Origin of the sequence: Winogradskyella forsetii, from assembly GCF_013394595.1 — a bacterium.
GTDB lineage: Bacteria > Bacteroidota > Bacteroidia > Flavobacteriales > Flavobacteriaceae > Winogradskyella > Winogradskyella forsetii.
Genome location: NZ_CP053348.1, coordinates 1,368,580 through 1,386,606 on the forward strand (window position 1 = coordinate 1,368,580; position 18,027 = coordinate 1,386,606).

Below are 18,027 nucleotides of genomic sequence, written 5' to 3' on the forward strand. Positions count from 1 at the left end.
GGTTATTTCAAATTAAAAGTCAAAAATTTAATTCATCAATTTAACGCATCTTCTTCTGTAGTTTAGAAGTATCTTCAAACTTAGTGATGGTTATAGCAGGATTTCCAAAAAGGTAGATTTCACTATCGCCAGAAGCAGCAATCGTAATACTTTCGGTCGCAGAAATCGTTAAATCACTACTGTCTTCTAAACTGGCATCAGCCGTTTTTACGTCAAATTTGGCACCATCAAAATTGGTTGAACTATCCAATTGAAAAATAGAGCTGTTTGATGTCCCTTCAACCACAGCATCAGCACGTTGGTACAATATAAAACCTGTAATTTTACTATTAATTAAAGCATCTAATTTACTATTATCGCTTAGTTCAATTTTCGTACTTTCTGCATTAAGGTTTAACCGTGTTTTCGATTTTCCAGAGCTTTTATAATTGATGGTTTTTGCATTAATATTTAAGTAGGCTCTAGAATCATCCGCAGTAGTGAGGGTCACATCACCAAGTTCCATAGACGTCAATGATCTGATCTCGCCATCACCTCTAGTTTCAATGGTATGAAGCCCATCACCATAATTTACGGTTATTTTCAATTTCTTCTTAGAGGTTATACGCATGGTTTCAACAAATGTGAGCATACCGTCAACCACATTAAATTGAATCACTTCATGTAAATTATCATCGGCTTCTACATTTACTGAAGGCTTACTGTTGTACACCACTTCGATGGAAAAATCGCCATCAACTATAATTGTATGGAAATCATCAATATAAGTTTGTTTGATAGTAACGTTTCTATCGCCTTTGATTTTTTCATCCGATTGTGCCGTGACTATTGGTATAGCGACAATTGTTAAAAATAGAATGAGTACTAATTTTTTCATAATTTAATGTTTATTGTCTTTTAAGAGACACAAAACCTATTTCTAAAGTCACTTTTATCGATTTTTGACTTCAATAAATTGGTCCGATTGTCAATATTAACAATTTCTGTTTAATATTGGTCAATTAAAAGCAATTAAACATACCTAAACAAAAACCATCCCAAACTCAAATTTGAGTTTAGGATGGTTTGCAATGGGTTGGTTGTTAATTGATTGAGTTTTTAAATAATTACAATTTAGTCTTAAACTATAGGTTTATTGTTTTCTAACACTACCAGCAGAAGTATCTGATGTTTCTATGGTTTGAGGATTTCCAGAGTATCTGATGTCTCCACCACTTGTGGCCTTAGCAATTAACGATTTTGAAGTGTTTATGGAAATATCTGCGCCACTTGTCGCACTAACGTTTGAAGTTTCTGCCTGAAGCTCTGATGCATCGATGTCACTGCCACTAGTGGCTTCAGCAATCAATTTTTTTGTAGAGCCACTCAATTTTATGTCGCTTCCGCTTGTGGCATGACAGTTTAAAGATTCCGTTTTTACATCTAACTTAATGTCAGCACCACTTGTACTGTTGAGTTCTAAATCTGAAACTTCAATGGTATTGTTAGAATAGACGTCACTACCACTTGTGGCTTTAATTGCTTAAATGGTTTCAATATTCAGCATTATTTTTTTCGAATTGGCGCGTCGTATGTTTTCAGCAGCATAGATTCGTAACACACTGTTTTCAACCTCTGTCATAATAATATCTTGAAGGTTTTCATCTGCTTCAATCGATAAGGATACATGGTCTGATTGTGTAATGTAAAGGTCCAATCCTTGGCTGACTTTAATTTCGTTGAAGTCTGATGAAATTTCTCTTTCTACGCTTACTACATTGCCATTGCCATCTACGCCTGTCATAAAATTACAGGAAAGTAGTAGCAAACTGATAATACTGGTTACAATAATTCTTGTTAATGTGGTCATGATTTCTGTTGGTTTTTTGATACTGAAACACCTGTCTGCAGACAGGCAGAAGTTCAGTAATGGTTGATGAATTAATATGGTGTAAATTTAAGTTGATTAAGCTTTGTTCTAAATTATAAAGTGATGAGCTGTTGAAAGTTTGGTATCAATTGTCATTTACTTCAATAGCAACACCATCTTCATTAATTTCTAAACTTACATTTGATTTATCTTCGTTAGACGATGTTTCCTTTGTAATGTCTTCAATAATTTCGTTGGCTTCGTCATTAATTTCCTCTTGCGCCTCAACGTCATCGCTACAATCTAAGCATTCGACATCACCATCCAAGACTTTATAATAATGGTCATCCATGTTATGCCTTAATAAATTGCCGCGATAATTATCTCCTTGAGAAAAACGCGAAGCATAATCAGACGGGAAAAAGATGGTGCCTTCTGGGAGGTATAAAATAATTTCAATATTTTGATCGCTGAACTTGTTTATAGCATCCGTTGTTAAATAAGAATCTAACTTCAATACCTTATTAACTACCGAATAATTATAACTAATATTCTGGGCACGTTCCCTCGCTAGATCATAACTACTGCCTCTAGCAAAACTATTAATTTTAATACTTGCTAAAGAATCTGTAGTCGATTTTACCATGAATCTAACGTCAGTAGTTGAAATGATATTTCGGTCACTGTCGGTCGGAATAATTTTATAACCATGAAAATTTCTATTTAAATACCTGTTGTAACTATCATGGCTTGCCATTTTAATTTTCAGGGTATCTCCTGATGCGATATTTATGGTTTCTTCAATTTGAGTGAAGTTGGCATCATACGCTTGTTCTGTGGCTTGCTTTACACCAGTTATAATCAGTCCTATGATGGCTACAATCCAAAGTCCCAACAAAGTGAATTTCGCCACATTACCAATAGATTTTAAGTTATTTACCAAAATCTTTAGACCTAAATAAAAGACAAAGAAAAATGGAATTCCAATTGCAAAGAACAGTAATAAAGACATGAGCCAAATAGGAATATTAGCCGCATTGGATGCATTTATAAAATCCATTCCAGGGAAATGAAGCGCATTGGTAACACCAACTGTAAAAAAGGCGATTATTAAGGCTATAATGGCACTTATACCTATAATTATCAATAAAATTCCAACAAACTTAGCAATCACCTTGAGAAAGAACATAATAATAGTTCCGATGGTTTCAAAAAAGGATTGTGAGCTCGATTTCAACTTATTCCCTTGCTTCTGAAAATCAACACTTTTTACGGATTCAGAAATGTTATCAGACACATGGTCAAAGCCTTCTTTCAGTTTGTCGCCGTGTTTTTTTAAATCTACATTTTTAAAATTTTCTGAAACGGTATCAATCCCGTCTTTAATTTTTTTTTCGATGTTACTGATGTTTACGGGATCACCTGTCATGGTTAGTTTTTCAGCTGTGGTTTTTGCTTCGGGTATTAAGGCCCAAAGTAAAACATAGAGTAAAACGCCAGTGCCTGCACTAAAAAATAGAATGACCCAAATAAGCCTGATCCATAAGGCATCCAGACCAAAATAATGACCTAAACCGGCAGCGACGCCGCCAATATAAGAGTTGTCTGTATCTCTAAATAAACGTCTTGACGATGTTGATTTTTGCTTGTAATGCTGTTTTGGTTCGTCTTCAAATATTTCGTCATCCACGAGGTAATCTTCGGGTTGTCCCATAATGGTAATAACCTCGTCCACGAGCTTAACACCAACGACTTGTTTTTCATTTTGAATACGCTCGCTAAATAGTTCTGCGATGCGTGCTTCAATATCAGAAATAATTTCTGAACGACCTTGAGAGTCTGTAAATGAACGTTTTATAGCCTCAAGATAGCGTGATAATTTAAGATATGCATCTTCGTCTATATGGAAGAATATACCTGCTAAATTTATATTGACTGTCTTATTCATTTTTTGGTGTTTTTGTTTTGGTTACTAGGTTAACTGCATTTTGTAAATCGCTCCAAGTGGCGTTTAGTTCGTTTAGAAACAGTTTCCCTGTTTCTGTGAGTCCATAATACTTTCTTGGTGGACCAGATGTTGATTCTTCCCAACGGTAATTGAGCAATCCAGCATTTTTTAATCTTGTTAATAGCGGATAAATAGTTCCTTCTACCACAAGCATTTTTGCGTCTTTTAAAGTGCCCAGAATTTCTGCAACGTACGCATCTTCATCTTTTAAGATGGTTAAAATGCAATACTCCAGAACACCTTTTCGCATTTGTGCCTTTGTGTTTTCTATCTTCATATGATATAATTCTTAAATTCGATTAAACTGTTCATTTTTTGATTGATTTTATTTGATGAAATATTGATTTAAAAATACAACGGAAGTTATGCCTAAACTCATAACGACGTATGTAGCAATATTAAATTTCCATTTGATATTGAGGGATTTACTTATGTTGATAACAAGATAAATAAGACTTAGACTCACTATTATCGGTAATGTCATTTTGCCTATGCCCAACCATTCGCTCACCCTTGCCTCATCATTTGGGTTTATAAAACCACTTATTAAAGCAGCGAACAAACGCATTAGAGCCGCAATAAATACGAATGGGTACCATTTTATTTTTCTCGTTTTTTTAATAATCATAAAGAAAACTATGGCTTGCAAAATAGTCACTACTGGACCTGCTATTGCTACTAATTGTCCATGCCATTCTTTACTATAATTTTGTACCTCATTAAGTCCAACTGCATTCATGCTAAACCACATATCATAACCCAATGCCTTTCCCATGATGAAATGGGCTGCTTCATGAAAGAAGAATGTTAAGAATACTGCAATAATAGAAATTGCTATATACTCCTTAGTTATTTTATATGTGGTTTTAGTATTCAAAGTACTATTACTTTAAAAAATTAATGGTAAACGGATATTTATAAGGCTGTCCATCTCTTGCGGATAAACTCGCTTTTACAATAAGTGCTAATTCAATGATAAATGCAATAATGGCTAAAGCACCCAATCCGCCACCAATATAGAGTAGAGGAGAAGGCTCGCCAACATTGACATGAAAATCATGAAATCCATGAAAGTCAATAACATCTAGACCTCTAAACAATTTAAATATGAAAAAAGGGACACTTATGGTTCCTATAATAATAGCATATAGCAATACACTAATTTGAAAATTAATAGCCTGCTTTCCATGCTGGTCTATAAATTCAGACTTGTTTTTATTGGCTGCCCATAACACTATTGGGCCAATGAAATTCCCAAACGGAATTACAAATCTCGAAAAGGTGGACAGATGAATAAATGTCGCTAAATTTTTATGGTGATTATCTATCATGATTAAAAGTATATAATAGTTGCTTATACAAATATATGTCTTAAAAAAGGTATTATGTTACGCATAGTACTAAAAATTAACATTTTATTAACATTAGTTGAGTTGGTATTTTTGAATTATTTTAGTGGAAAATTTAATTTAAATATTACCGCTACCGCGGGAATTAACATGAATATTTCACCCTCTAAACTCAATTTTTTTCTAATGTTTAAGTTACCTGCAGCATACTTTACAGGAGTAAGGACAAAAACGATAAATGATAATTCTTGTATTGTAACTGTTAAACATCGCTGGGTAAATCAAAATCCATTTAAGTCCATGTTTTGGGCTGTACAAGGAATGGCTGCTGAGCTCACAACAGGCGCATTGGTAATGAAAAAAATAAGGGAGAGTGGTAAAAAAATCTCCATGTTAGTCGCCAGCAATAATGCCTCTTTTACAAAAAAAGCAACAGGAAGAATTACATTTAAATGTGAAGATGGTCAAAAAATAGATGAAGCAATCAATAAAGCTATTGAAACAGGAGAAGGACAAACGGTTTGGTTAAACTCTAACGGAATTAATACTGATGGCGTAGAAGTATCGTCTTTTAATTTTGAATGGACACTTAAAGTAAAATCATAGATTTTTCTTTGAAGTTTGCAGTCTCAGTCTCAGTCGCAGTAAAAAAGTAAAAAGTGAAAAGTGAAAAGTGTGGAGTGAAAAGTAAAAGGTACTCAGTAAAGTTTATACGTTTTTTTTTCTTTGTGTGCCTTTGTCTTCTCTTTGTAACTTTGTGTCATAGCGTTTATTAGATTGAAGTATGGATTACTTAGGATTCATTTTCAGGTATTTGAAAAAAGAAAAGTTGTAACAAAACAAGAAATAGTTCAACATATAATAGAATCAATATATTGAATTTTCAACTGCCAGCAGGTAGTTATTTCAGTATCAAAACAAAAAACATATCATAATGGAAAAATTACCAGATTTTACAGACAGAAACGCCCACGAAATAGATTACCGAATTTATGGGGAAGAAATGCAATACGTTGAAATAGAACTTGATCCACAAGAAGCTGTTATCGCAGAATCCGGAAGTTTTATGATGATGGACGATGGTATTAAAATGGATACCATTTTTGGTGATGGTTCTCAAAAAGACACAGGCCTTTTAGGAAAGCTATTAGGTGCGGGAAAACGAATTCTTACCGGTGAAAGTTTATTCATGACTGCTTTTTACAATGACCTCACAGGCAAACGAAACGTGTCTTTCGCATCGCCTTATCCTGGGAAAATAATTCCGATTGACCTAAATGAATTTAGAGGAAAGTTTATCTGCCAAAAGGATGCATTTTTATGTGCGGCAAAAGGCGTAAGTGTTGGTATTGAGTTTTCTAAAAAACTAGGACGTGGGCTTTTTGGAGGAGAAGGTTTTATAATGCAAAAGTTAGAAGGCGATGGCATGGCATTTGTTCATGCAGGTGGCACCACAGCCGTAAAAACTTTAGCAGCAGGAGAAACTTTACGTGTAGATACTGGCTGTATTATTGGATTCACCCAAGGTATTGATTATGATATTGAATTTATTGGAGGTATAAAGAATTCCATCTTTGGAGGTGAAGGTTTATTCTTTGCCAAACTACAAGGGCCTGGAAAAGTATATATACAATCGTTGCCGTTTAGTAGATTAGCGGGTCGTGTATTAGCATCTATTCCAAGAGGTGGAAAGTCTAAAGGTGAAGGTAGTATTCTTGGAGGTCTAGGCGATTTATTAGATGGTGATAATCGTTTTTAATAAATATAACTATTTTTGAATCAATACTTTGTATTATAGGAATCGTCTGAAATAATGTATTGACTTTATCGAGTAATCTCAAACTTTTAACATAATGAGCTGTTAAACTTTAAAATTAATAATTTTGGGTTCAAATTTTTTTGCTACCTTTAAAACTGAATTGAAACAATAGCCTATAGAAGAGATTTACTTTTATTAAACCTAAAACCAAAATTACCTATGGCGAGAGCAATGTACGAGTACACTAAAACTGTCCTCAGCAAAGTGAGTTTTGATGCGACGTTATTTTGCAAGGAAGTGCAAAAAGCAGTAAGACGATTACTGCCTCACGAACTTGAAGAACTTAGAATTTTTATTCAGTCCCTAATCAATCAAAACCCAGAATTAAATCAGTGTTTAATTTATTTGAAAGCATAATAAAAAAAGCGACTTACGAGTCGCTTTTTTTATGATTTATACTTTGGTTGAGGTTTCTTTAAAATTTATCTTTGCCTAAAATTTTTCACGTTGAAAAAAGTTGCAGTTTTCATATTGCTTTTAACTTTCGCTATAAGACCAATTTATTTTGTCGGTAATGTGATGTACTATCAACTAAATATTGACTATATCATCGAAAACTACTGTATTAATAAGAATAAGCCAGAGTTACAATGTAATGGAAAATGTCATTTGGCTAAACAGCTTACGGCTATAGATAATAGCGATGATAGTGGAAAAGCGATAATGGGTTTATTCGATTCGTTTTTTCCTGTGTTTTCAGAGAAACTTCCTGCAATAGAAATTAGAAATTTAGTTCGTTATAGTAATAAACAGAGCATAAGCTCTCAAACTCAAAATTACACTTACAAATTTGAGTATTTCCATTTTAAACCTCCAATTACATAATTTTATTTTTCGGATTAGGATTTTATCCTACTTATCGTGACTTCAATTAAACCATAACCTTTATAAGCGCTTGGGAACTTTTATGATTTAGTTCATAGCAATGACTCATGCCTAATCTTGTATGGAAAAAATTGAAGGTTCCATCCTGTATTGAGGTGGCGGCGAATTCAAATACATTAAAGAAATAAAATTATTACAAATGAAAATACTTAAATATACATTTGCACTATTAGCGTGCACAATGTTTACAAATTGTTCATCAGAAGATGACAATGATAACGATGACTTAACTGGTCAAACTGGCGAATTAGTTTTAAAGTTCGACAATGCTGTTGGCGATCAGGACTTTATTTTTGGAACTACTTATTCAAAATCCAACAGCGAATCTTTTCAATTATCAAATGTGAAATACATTATTAGTAATGTAAGGGTTACAGATACCGAAGGCAATACATTTATGTATCCAACAGAAGACAATGTATTTATCGTAAGCGAATTAGATGGCAACAATGCTGGAGAAATATGGGTAACATTAAATGGTGTTGATGCTGCAGATTACAGTTCCATTACCTTTGGTGTTGGGATAGATCAAGATCGTTTTTTATTAGGAGCAGATGGTCAAGGTGATTTTCTAGATTTGGCATCAGATGAAGGCATGATGTGGAGTTGGGCATCTGGTTACAAATTTGTAAGATTCGATGGTACATTCTCTTCTACAACGGCTACAGACGCACCATTGAATATTCACATGGGAAGTGTAGGCACATCATTGGACAACTATAAAGAAGTCACATTGATTTTCCCAAATACAGTTTTGGTCAGGGAAAATAAGTCGCCTGAAATCCATATCAAAGCCGATATTTCTAAAGTTTTTGACGGCGTGACTGCCGTAAACTTTTCAGAAGGTTACGATCAAGTGCATACAGATGTTAATGAAACTCCAATTATAGCTTCGAATGTACAGACGATGTTTCAAGTTCATCACGTTCATAACGATTAATTAATATAAAAACCATTGGGAATTAAGCGTTCCCAATGGTTTTATAAAATCTATTGATTATGAAAAAAATGATCCTATTATTAGTGATTATGGTTGTGACTTTTTCTTGTTCTAAATCGTCGGAATTGGTAAAGTATGAACCTGTTGTGATGGAAGTAGAGCAGCCTTCCAATTTTCCTGATATGACTTATAATTTAGACAATAATCAGGTTACTGAAGCGGGTTTCCAGTTAGGCAAGGATTTGTTCTACGAAGGGAAGTTGTCTTCAAACAATGCTATTGCGTGCGCTTTTTGTCATGAACAAGCTTTTGCGTTTACGCATCATGGTCATAATCTGAGTCATGGTGTCAATGGAGGCATTGGTTTTAGAAATGCACAACCCATTCAAAATATGGCATACCAAACCTCGTTTATGTGGGATGGCGCAGCATCGCATTTAGATTTACAGCCAATTATTCCAATTACAAGTGACGTAGAGATGGGAGAAACCTTGAGCAATGCTGTTTCCAAATTGCAAGCGGAACCTTATTATCAAGATCAATTTGCTAAGGCTTTTGAAGATGGAGAGGTGAATACCGAAAACATGCTAAAAGCCTTATCCCAGTTTATGATAATGATGGTGTCTTCCAATTCTAAATATGATAAATATATTCGAAACGAAGACAATGTGACACTTACGCCATTGGAATCTGATGGCTTAAGTACGTTTCAAAATAAATGTGCTACGTGTCATGCAACTGATTTATTTTCAGACCAAAGTTTTAGAAACAATGGCTTGTCAATAAACCCACAGTTAGAAGATAAAGGACGCTTTGATATTCTTGAAAATCCAGATGATTTATACAAATTCAAAGTACCAAGTTTACGGAATGTTCAAGTGACCTATCCTTATATGCACGATGGTCGATTTGCGACTCTAGAAGTGGTATTGGATTTTTATGATTCAGCCGTTGTTGATAATGGCAATGTCGATGAGATATTGTTAAGAGATGATGGCACTTATGGGATTTCGCTTTCTGATTACGAGAAGGAAAGTCTAATTGCTTTTTTGAAAACCTTAACCGATAATGAATTTTTAGAAGATGAACGTTTTTCAGAGTTTTAATAAGATAGCCGTAGTATTCATCTTTTTTGCAATGAGTTTTGCATCTGCACATTCTTTTAGTAAAAAAACAGGTTGTACAAATCATGAAACAGTGGCGTTTTTTTGTGATTTATGCGGTTGTTCTACAAGCAGTGGAAGTTTTGGGTTTGGAACGCTTAGTAATGCCAATTTTGTAGGATTGCGCTATATCTGCCAAAGTTTTGAATCTAAAGCTGGCATATTTAGTAATTCACCTGTAAGTAAAGAAACGTTTAATACAGTTCAATTATGGGCTCAAGTGCCTATTAATGATGCTTTTTATGTCACGGCAAATGTGCCATATCAAGATTTGACTAGAAAATTTGAAGGTGCAAATGAAAACTTAAATGGAATAGGCGATGTTAGTGCCATTGGTTGGTACAAACTTTTATTTTATAGGAAAAAAAGTAAAGATGCTACTGCGGTTGATTTTAACTTGCCAAGGGAAGCTTCTGGTCATTCTTTACAATTTGGATTTGGTGTAAAATTGCCAACCGGAAAATTTGAAGAACGGTTAGCTGATAACGTCAATCCAGGATTTCAGGTCGGCACAGGAAGTGTCGATGGAATTTTTTCTTTGGGTTATAATTATGGAAGTGATAAAATTGGTATCAACACCTTATTGAGTTACTATTTAAAAGGTGAAAATAAAAATGATTACCAATTTGGTAACCAGTTTAGCTATGCTGTTAATTTTTTCACGGTTTTTCCGAGAGAAAAAATGAACATAATGCCATTTGTTGGGCTTTCAGGAGATGTTTATGATTCTATAAGGCAATACGATGAAACTTTGCAGGATACTGATGGTAACATTTTGAACGCTTCTTTAGGTTCGGAATTAGCTGTTGAGAAGTTGATTTTTGGTGCTAGCTATACCTTACCAGTAAGTCAGGATTTATTTGGTGATAATGTAAAGTCAAAACAGCGATTGTCGCTTTATGTGAATTTTGCATTGTAGGTTAAACGTCATGTTTTCACAGCAAAAACCTCGTTACATCAATTTTATGTAACGAGGTTTTTTCTTTGACTATTTTTCAATCTTTCATTTCGCCTTAGGACTAATAATTTCCACATTCTGAAATGCGATCGCTCCACGAATATTATTAGAGATCACATTTTGTAATGTATTAATCATTTTTATTTTCGATAGTTTTAATTATGATAAAAGTTGAACTATAATTTTTATTAAGATAATTAATAGAATTTTCAAAGGCACATTTTAATTGATAAATATATAAGTTTTATCGTTTAATTCTTTTAATATAGAATAATTGATATTATTTCCCTCACATGCCTTATGTATTAGAAAGTCTTTTTTAGATTTGTACTTCTCCATAAAATAGAACAATTTGTTAGTTATTAGTTGTAGTGATAAATTTAAAAATGTTGTTTTAATTCTGTTTTTTCTTTATGCGTCAACCTCATTTGGACAACACAAGGAATCAAACGGATTCTATCGATTTTTAGATTCAGCGGATATCTATGTTTCTGAAAATCCCAAAAGAGCTCAAAGTTTTTTAGATTCCATTCCAGAATCTCCTAAAGGACTTATGGAAGGTAAATTGGCGGAATTTTACCAATTAAAGGCACTTGTTAGCGATGGGCTCAATGAAGAAGCAAAGAAGTTTCATTATTTTATGCTAGCCTTAAGGTATGCCAAACTCGAAAAAAACCATACAATTGCTGGAATGGCTAGTCTAGAATTGTTTTATATTACTTATATAGTCAAAAATGATACTACAGCCTTTAAGTATCTAGAAGATGCCAAGACCTATTACACATTAGAAAATAATACTAATGGCTTAGCAGAAGTTATGCAAATGCCAGCCTATGTCGAATTTTATAAAACTAATTATAAGAAAAGCAATCAGTTGATTCTTGAACATCTTGAGGATTATAAAAAAATTGAAGATGATGGCTATTATTATATGTATGCATTATTTATGCTATGTAACAATTACAAACACTTACACGATTTGAAAAATGCACATAAATACCTAAATCTTTTAAAGGGCTTACAAAACGATAAAACGATTTCTCCATCATTGCACACTTCTCATCTTGCTACTGCATACAATTGTTTGGCAGAAGTACATTTAGAAAAGAAAGCAGTAGACTCCTCGTTTTACTATCTTTTAAAGGCTCGTGAATTAGGCAAGTTTATGAATAATACTGACAGGGAAAATCATTATACTTTATTTGCGGATTATTATGAAAACATTGCAGATGTTGATAATAAAAAGGTTTATGTGGATTCTTTAAAATACTTACATGAACAGAACTTAAAAGAAAATATTGAAGCCAGTATTCAAATAAATGATGAGCTACTGAATTCTGAAAATCAATTAGAAATTGAGACCAATAAAAAAAATATAAATAAATATTTGGTACTTGGCCTAATTGGTGTGCTATTAGCTGTATCTGCATTTATAACAGTGCGTTATAAAACCAATAAAAAGAAATTAAAATCATTTTCTAAACGAGATAAAGAATTTTCATATCTACAAACTAACCATGAAAAATTAAAAGTTAAGGTTCGTGGTTTAGAAGATTTTATCACCGAAGTAAAAAAAGAGGTCAAACAGATTGCTACCATTAGCGATACGGCAGAACAACGAAATGAAATAAGAAAACTTTATAAAAACATCTACCATAACTCTTCAACACTATTAAATAAAGGTGAAAGTCATTTAGAACTTATAAATGAACTTAATGTTGAATTTTTTAATAAAATAAATTCAATTCACCCTGAATTAAACCATTCTGAAGTTATTATTTGCTATTACATCTTTACAGGGTTTAAGAACAAAGAAATAGCAGCTTTTTTAAATTCTTCTAATCGAGCTGTGGAGAGCAAACGTTACAGAATAAGTAAAAAGTTGAGTATTCAAGAAAAAGAAATTACCCTTATAGACTATTTGCAAAAAATTTAAAACAAAAATCTTTATTTAACAATTGTAATAATAATAAATCTAAGTCCATTAAATATTATTGACCAATCTCCTCATGTATATTGATGACATTATCGTTCCTAACAAACTATGACAAAAAAAAGCTACCGCAACTAAATATTGCGGTAGCTTTTTGTTAATTATTAGGGAAAGTTTATTTAATAATTACCTTTTGAGTTTTTACTTGATCCTCACTGATTATTTTTACTATATAAATCCCAGTAGATAAGCTAGAAACATCAATATGATTTGTTGAACTTAATTGATCTAAATCTTTTTTCAACACCAATCGTCCTTGAATATCGAAAATATTAGCCTCAGTTTTTGCATTTAATTGGCCAAATACTATCATTTCTTTTGGATTTGTTGAAGCGTAAATCTGCAAAGTATCCAATTCATTTTCCATAGTAGATAAAACTTCTGAAGAATAATGAACATAAAAACGCCCAGTTCCATTAATTTCGGCTGTAGACGTAAATGTATAGACATCATCATTCAATAAGGTGAATGTGGTTTCAACAGTATCTTCTAAATAAACATTTATTCCTGAAGGCAAGGTTGAGTCAGCACCAATAGAAATCGTTAATGTTTCATTAGCCTCCGCTTTCATTCCCAAAGGAACAACGACATCATTGAAATCGTTATATGGTAAGGATTGAATTGCCATACCTAACCCTGTATTGTTTTCTACAAGGTTTGAATACATTACAAATTCGGAAGCATTTTCCATATAAGTAGCTGCATCATATCCAATATCCAAACCTCTGGTTGTACTTTCAATGAAATAGATATGTGTAGAAGCTAAGTTAGATGAGCTATTTAAATTTAACTTACTTAATGCAACATTTAACGAGTTGTTTCGTCCAACTATAAAATCATCAGAATTCCCTGTACGACGCATGGTGGTAGTAAAATCAACCAAACCTCCATCGGACTTGGATTTTACGAAGAACCCTTGACCAGGTGCAATCAATTCTGTAATGGTTTCGTCTGCAATTGTAGCTAAATTCCAAACGGTCCATCCATTAGATGCATCTCCGTCATAACCATAAATGGCTTGGTATGCACTACCAGAATCGAACTCCGTCTTATTGGTATTGAAAAATGTATCAAAATCTATATACGAAGGATAAGGATTTCCTATAAGGTTCCATGCAGAACCAGCAACAGCATTAGATAGAGGTATATCAAGTACGTCATTTGTTCTAATAGTTCCTGTAAAGTTTAATGTGCTTCCATCTGTTGTTCCAACGCGGTAACCTGTACCAGCATTTATTAAAGTTGAAGCATTTGTGTTTGTGTCATAATTCTGAAACGTTCCAGCGCTTGTATTATAAGGAGCAAATGCTCTTACAGTACCAGAAGCAGCTAAGTTAGGATTTGCTGTTGCAAAAGCTCCAAACATCTGTCCATCTAATGGGGCAGAAATTAAGTCGTTTGTACCAATTGGTACTACTTGTGAAACATATCTATAGTAATTTACAGTTCCTGTAACAGTACCATCAGCTATTAGACTTGAGAATAACTGTGACGTAGAGTTTAAATTAACTGTTGTTGTGGTAACAGTTACACCAGAATCAACCGTTAATGCAGCTCCAGGATTTACTGTTAAAATTGAGCAACTTACATTAGCCGACATATTTGCAGTTCCAGTATTAATAATTATATCGTCATTTGCTGTAGCGACTCCAATAGGATTAACAGGCAGCCAAGCATTATTATCAAAAGTGAACGTTACTTTAGGATTGAATATAACAGAATAATCTTCAATATTACCAAAGTCTGAGATGTATGCAGAACTTAATGTATCAGAGTTATTGTCAAAACCAGAAATGACTCTCATTCTAAGCTTTTGGTTATCTACAAAATTACCAGTAGTCGGCGTTGTAAAATTAAAGGAGAAAACATCACCATTCTTTTTCCCATTTCCTGCCGCTGTTTGGTATACGCGTTCAGTAGTGGCAAAAGTACCATCATTGTTATAATCAATATAAACATCTACCAATTCATTATCAAAGGCATTGTCAACGCCTACTTTTACTGTCATAGCATACGCCGTATTTGAGGCTAAAGTCGTTGCTGGTTGAGAGGCAACTCTGTTTATGTAATATCCATCATGATAAGCTGAAGATGACTTGTACGTATTACCGTTTAAAGTTATCTCGTAAACACCCATTCCATCATTTGAACTATTCGTAACATTAGGAGTATTGGTTAAAGTAGCAGGATAATTACCTGAAGGTGCTTCATGACCTACAGATGTTTTAAATGCCGATCTTGGGCCATCTATAGTTGCATGTACTCTTGTTCTTTGGTCATTTGAAAATCCTGTAAAACAAGGGTCTGATGAATAATCCATAAAGTTATGAATGTACTCATTTGATCCACCAGTACAACTGTTTCCTGTGGAACTATCTGCAGGACATATCGAGTTAGTTCTTATATGTGGCGGTATGTCTGGGCAACCATCATCATCCACACCAATCGTTCCACTGACAGGAGGACACGTTGTTTCATTATTGTCGCCAGTAAAAGTGTGGAGTAAGTTTAAGTAGTGACCAACTTCGTGATCTGCGGTACCATTTCCAGAAGCATTTGTAGGTCCAGTACCAAAATCAAAACCTGGAGTAGCTGAAGGATTGTTTGGGTCATAATTTGGCTCATACCCAAATGCTCTTGCTTGGCAAACTAGACCATCCGTAACACCAGGAAAAGTTCCAGGTAATGTTGCGTAACCTAAAGTACCTGTGCCATCAGTTCCTATATCTACACCATCTATTCTGTTTACTATCCAAATATTCATGTAATCTTGAGGATTCCATACGTAATCTTTAAACAAAACCTCACTTTCTACTCCTGTGTTGTCACCTTTAATACCATCACTATTATAGAGAGATGCATAAGGTTTTCCAGTAATGTCATGTCTTTCTATTCCCGTTGTTGAGCTTCCATCTTCTGTTACTCTTGCTAATACGAACTCAATATCCATAGGATTATTGTAAAAAGAAGTACCAGTATAAATACCTTGATTCTTAAAGGCATCATTTAAATTAGAAATTGCACTTAATATTTGTACGTCACTTATATTTGGATAGGTGCCAATGGCTTCACCATTATGAATTACATGTACTATTGTTGGTATGACGGTTATTGTATTAAGTGGAGATCGAGCAGCAACATTTTGTCTGTAATTAAGTGTAAACGCTTCAATTTGAGCTCTATTTTTTTCAAATAGAATTGGATTTTTTTCACGTTGCATTTCCAATAGTTTATCGAATCCACATTTCTCAGCTTCCTGTGCAAATGAAATTGCAGTTGTGAGGAGAAATAATAAGGTTAGGAATATTCGTTTTAAAGTAGTTTTTTAAATTTTTATTAAATTATTTAGGGTTCGATTTTTCCATGGCTGAAGCGCTTGCTGAAGTGTAATCGGATTTTTGAGGTGATTTATTACAGATTTGTCATTTGTTTTTAAGGTTTCTAAACGGTAATTTATAAATTTTTTTTGAAGTTTCGGAGATAGGCTTTCAAGACTTAAAAAATAGGCAGCTTCTCCTTCTTTACCTAAGGATAATTTATAACTAGATGTAATGTTGGTATTGTTTTCAGCTTCAAAATTCTTTATATATCGGACTAAATGATGATCGTATTTGTAATCTCTGGGACAACACATAGATTCATACATTTCTATATATCTTATTTTCTTCTCACTAGGTATATCTAAACTAGATGTTATTGTCTTACAATTGCAATTGAGAGCGATTACGATGAAAACTATTAACATGTTTCTACTTAAAATCAAGAGCCATATATTTTAAGCAAAAATATATATAGAGTCCCTTTCTCAATAAAATAGGACTACTCAAAGACTACGCACCACCTTAATTTTATAGTAATTTGGAAATTTAATGAATTATGAGCTGGTACTTAGTAATGGAATCGTTAAAGTTAAAATGGGATAAAATGATATATTGCAAATGCTTATTCTAATTTATTGCACAGTGATTACCAAACCGTTATTTTTATAAAATAATGGCTTATGGCATTAGAAAATGTAGAAATTATTCGTTTTGTTTCAAATGAGATTTATTTCGCCTTCGGACTAATAATTTCCACATTCTGAAATGCTATCGCTCCACGAATTATTCCTGAAATCACATCGTGCATGGCATTGATAATTTGCATTTTTAATTCACTTTTGTGATAGATCATACTTACTTCTCTTGCAGGTGAGGGTTCGTTAAAATGTTTTAAATTAGGACTGAACTTTTCGTTCACGTCTAAAGTGTGTAAATAGGGCAGAAGCGTCATGCCTAATCCTTCATTCGATAGTTTTATAAGCGTTTCAATACTGCCACTTTCTAGTTGAAAATGTTCATCCAATTGATCTTTAAATGCTTTACATAAATTGATGACACCATCCCTGAAACAATGACCATCTTCCAACAACAACATGTCATCGATACTTAAATCAGAAACTTCAATAGTTTTTTTATCCTTTAGTCTATGATTTTCGGGAATATAGGCAACAAAAGGTTCGTAATACAAAACACGCTCCTTAATATTGTCACTTTCTAAAGGTGTCGCAGCAATAGCTGCATCTAGGTGTCCATCACTAAGGCGGGTTAAAATTTCCTCAGTAGTTAATTCTTCAATCTTCAATTTAACCTTAGGATATTTTTTAATAAAATTATTTAAAAACATCGGCAAAAGCGTTGGCATAACGGTTGGGATAATTCCTAATCGAAATTCACCACCAATGAATCCTTTTTGCTGATCGACGATATCTTGAATCCGATCGGCTTCATTAACAATATTTCGGGCTTGATAGACAATTTTGCGACCAACGTCAGTCAATTCAATTGGTTTTTTGCCTCTGTCAAAAATAACAATGTCCAATTCATCTTCCAATTTCTGAATTTGGGTACTTAAAGTGGGCTGTGTGACAAAGCATTTTTCGGCTGCTTTTGTAAAATTTTTATGTTCTGCTATGGCTAAAGCATATTTGAGTTGTGTAATGGTCATAACTATTCATTTAGGCTATAAAAGTATAAAAACTATTCATAAAAACTATACTAATTTTGTCTTATTTAAGTCGTAAA

Annotated in this window: 16 protein-coding genes and 2 pseudogenes; 8 read left to right on the forward strand and 10 right to left on the reverse strand. The window is 33.4% G+C overall.

Annotated features, from left to right (window positions below; all coding sequences use genetic code 11):
* Positions 1-40: 40 nt before the first annotated feature.
* The 6 genes and pseudogenes from HM987_RS05920 to HM987_RS05945 all read right to left on the reverse strand — a co-directional run bounded on the left by HM987_RS05920 (position 41) and on the right by HM987_RS05945 (position 5,188).
* On the reverse strand, positions 41-877 hold the full coding sequence (locus tag HM987_RS05920) for a GIN domain-containing protein (protein ID WP_179006101.1): 837 nt from the start codon (positions 875-877) through the stop codon (positions 41-43).
* 255 nt (positions 878-1,132) lie between these two features.
* A pseudogene (locus HM987_RS05925) lies at positions 1,133-1,849 on the reverse strand (head GIN domain-containing protein).
* Between the two features lie 145 nt (positions 1,850-1,994).
* On the reverse strand, positions 1,995-3,797 hold the full coding sequence (locus HM987_RS05930) for a PspC domain-containing protein (protein ID WP_179006103.1): 1,803 nt from the start codon (positions 3,795-3,797) through the stop codon (positions 1,995-1,997).
* Entirely contained in the window at positions 3,790-4,134 is a 345-nt protein-coding gene (locus HM987_RS05935; protein WP_179006105.1) for a PadR family transcriptional regulator, read from the reverse strand. Before HM987_RS05935 ends, HM987_RS05930 begins: the two co-directional genes overlap by 8 nt.
* A 48-nt stretch (positions 4,135-4,182) precedes the next feature.
* Positions 4,183-4,734, reverse strand: coding sequence for a hypothetical protein (locus tag HM987_RS05940; protein ID WP_179006107.1), 552 nt, complete (start codon positions 4,732-4,734; stop codon positions 4,183-4,185).
* Between the two features lie 7 nt (positions 4,735-4,741).
* A complete protein-coding gene (locus HM987_RS05945; RefSeq protein WP_179006109.1) occupies positions 4,742-5,188 on the reverse strand; it encodes a DUF4870 domain-containing protein in 447 nt (148 codons plus the stop codon).
* Positions 5,189-5,356: 168 nt separating this feature from the next.
* Here HM987_RS05945 and HM987_RS05950 point away from each other — a divergent pair, with 168 nt between their 5' ends.
* From HM987_RS05950 to HM987_RS05975, 7 genes are all read left to right on the forward strand, one after another.
* Entirely contained in the window at positions 5,357-5,812 is a 456-nt protein-coding gene (locus HM987_RS05950) for a DUF4442 domain-containing protein (protein ID WP_179009917.1), read from the forward strand.
* Positions 5,813-6,140: 328 nt separating this feature from the next.
* A complete protein-coding gene (locus HM987_RS05955) occupies positions 6,141-6,965 on the forward strand; it encodes a TIGR00266 family protein (RefSeq protein WP_179006111.1) in 825 nt (274 codons plus the stop codon).
* A 219-nt stretch (positions 6,966-7,184) separates the two neighbouring features.
* Entirely contained in the window at positions 7,185-7,382 is a 198-nt protein-coding gene (locus HM987_RS19510; protein ID WP_229719255.1) for a hypothetical protein, read from the forward strand.
* Positions 7,383-7,472: 90 nt separating this feature from the next.
* A complete protein-coding gene (locus HM987_RS05960; RefSeq protein WP_179006113.1) occupies positions 7,473-7,850 on the forward strand; it encodes a hypothetical protein in 378 nt (125 codons plus the stop codon).
* A 199-nt stretch (positions 7,851-8,049) separates the two neighbouring features.
* Positions 8,050-8,850 carry an MbnP family protein gene (locus HM987_RS05965; RefSeq protein ID WP_179006115.1) on the forward strand — a complete coding sequence of 267 codons (801 nt, stop codon included), beginning with the start codon at positions 8,050-8,052 and terminating at the stop codon, positions 8,848-8,850.
* 59 nt (positions 8,851-8,909) lie between these two features.
* Positions 8,910-9,956 carry a cytochrome-c peroxidase gene (locus tag HM987_RS05970; protein ID WP_179006117.1) on the forward strand — a complete coding sequence of 349 codons (1,047 nt, stop codon included), beginning with the start codon at positions 8,910-8,912 and terminating at the stop codon, positions 9,954-9,956.
* A 31-nt stretch (positions 9,957-9,987) separates the two neighbouring features.
* On the forward strand, positions 9,988-10,932 hold the full coding sequence (locus HM987_RS05975) for a transporter family protein (RefSeq protein ID WP_229724620.1): 945 nt from the start codon (positions 9,988-9,990) through the stop codon (positions 10,930-10,932).
* An 84-nt stretch (positions 10,933-11,016) separates the two neighbouring features.
* Here HM987_RS05975 and HM987_RS19740 read toward each other — a convergent pair.
* A pseudogene (locus HM987_RS19740) lies at positions 11,017-11,118 on the reverse strand (hydrogen peroxide-inducible genes activator); the annotation flags it as partial.
* A 205-nt stretch (positions 11,119-11,323) separates the two neighbouring features.
* Between HM987_RS19740 and HM987_RS05980 the strand changes: the two are divergent.
* The gene (locus tag HM987_RS05980) at positions 11,324-12,907 is read left to right on the forward strand and encodes a helix-turn-helix transcriptional regulator (RefSeq protein WP_179006121.1); all 1,584 of its coding nucleotides are present in this window, start codon (positions 11,324-11,326) and stop codon (positions 12,905-12,907) included.
* A 172-nt stretch (positions 12,908-13,079) separates the two neighbouring features.
* Here the strand turns inward: HM987_RS05980 and HM987_RS05985 are convergent, their stop codons facing one another.
* The 3 genes from HM987_RS05985 to HM987_RS05995 all read right to left on the reverse strand — a co-directional run bounded on the left by HM987_RS05985 (position 13,080) and on the right by HM987_RS05995 (position 17,950).
* Entirely contained in the window at positions 13,080-16,184 is a 3,105-nt protein-coding gene (locus tag HM987_RS05985; RefSeq protein WP_179006123.1) for a zinc-dependent metalloprotease, read from the reverse strand.
* Between the two features lie 105 nt (positions 16,185-16,289).
* On the reverse strand, positions 16,290-16,598 hold the full coding sequence (locus HM987_RS05990) for a hypothetical protein (protein ID WP_179006125.1): 309 nt from the start codon (positions 16,596-16,598) through the stop codon (positions 16,290-16,292).
* A 413-nt stretch (positions 16,599-17,011) separates the two neighbouring features.
* Positions 17,012-17,950 (reverse strand): LysR substrate-binding domain-containing protein, encoded by a 939-nt coding sequence (locus HM987_RS05995; RefSeq protein ID WP_179006127.1) that lies wholly within the window; start codon positions 17,948-17,950, stop codon positions 17,012-17,014.
* Positions 17,951-18,027 lie beyond the last annotated feature (77 nt).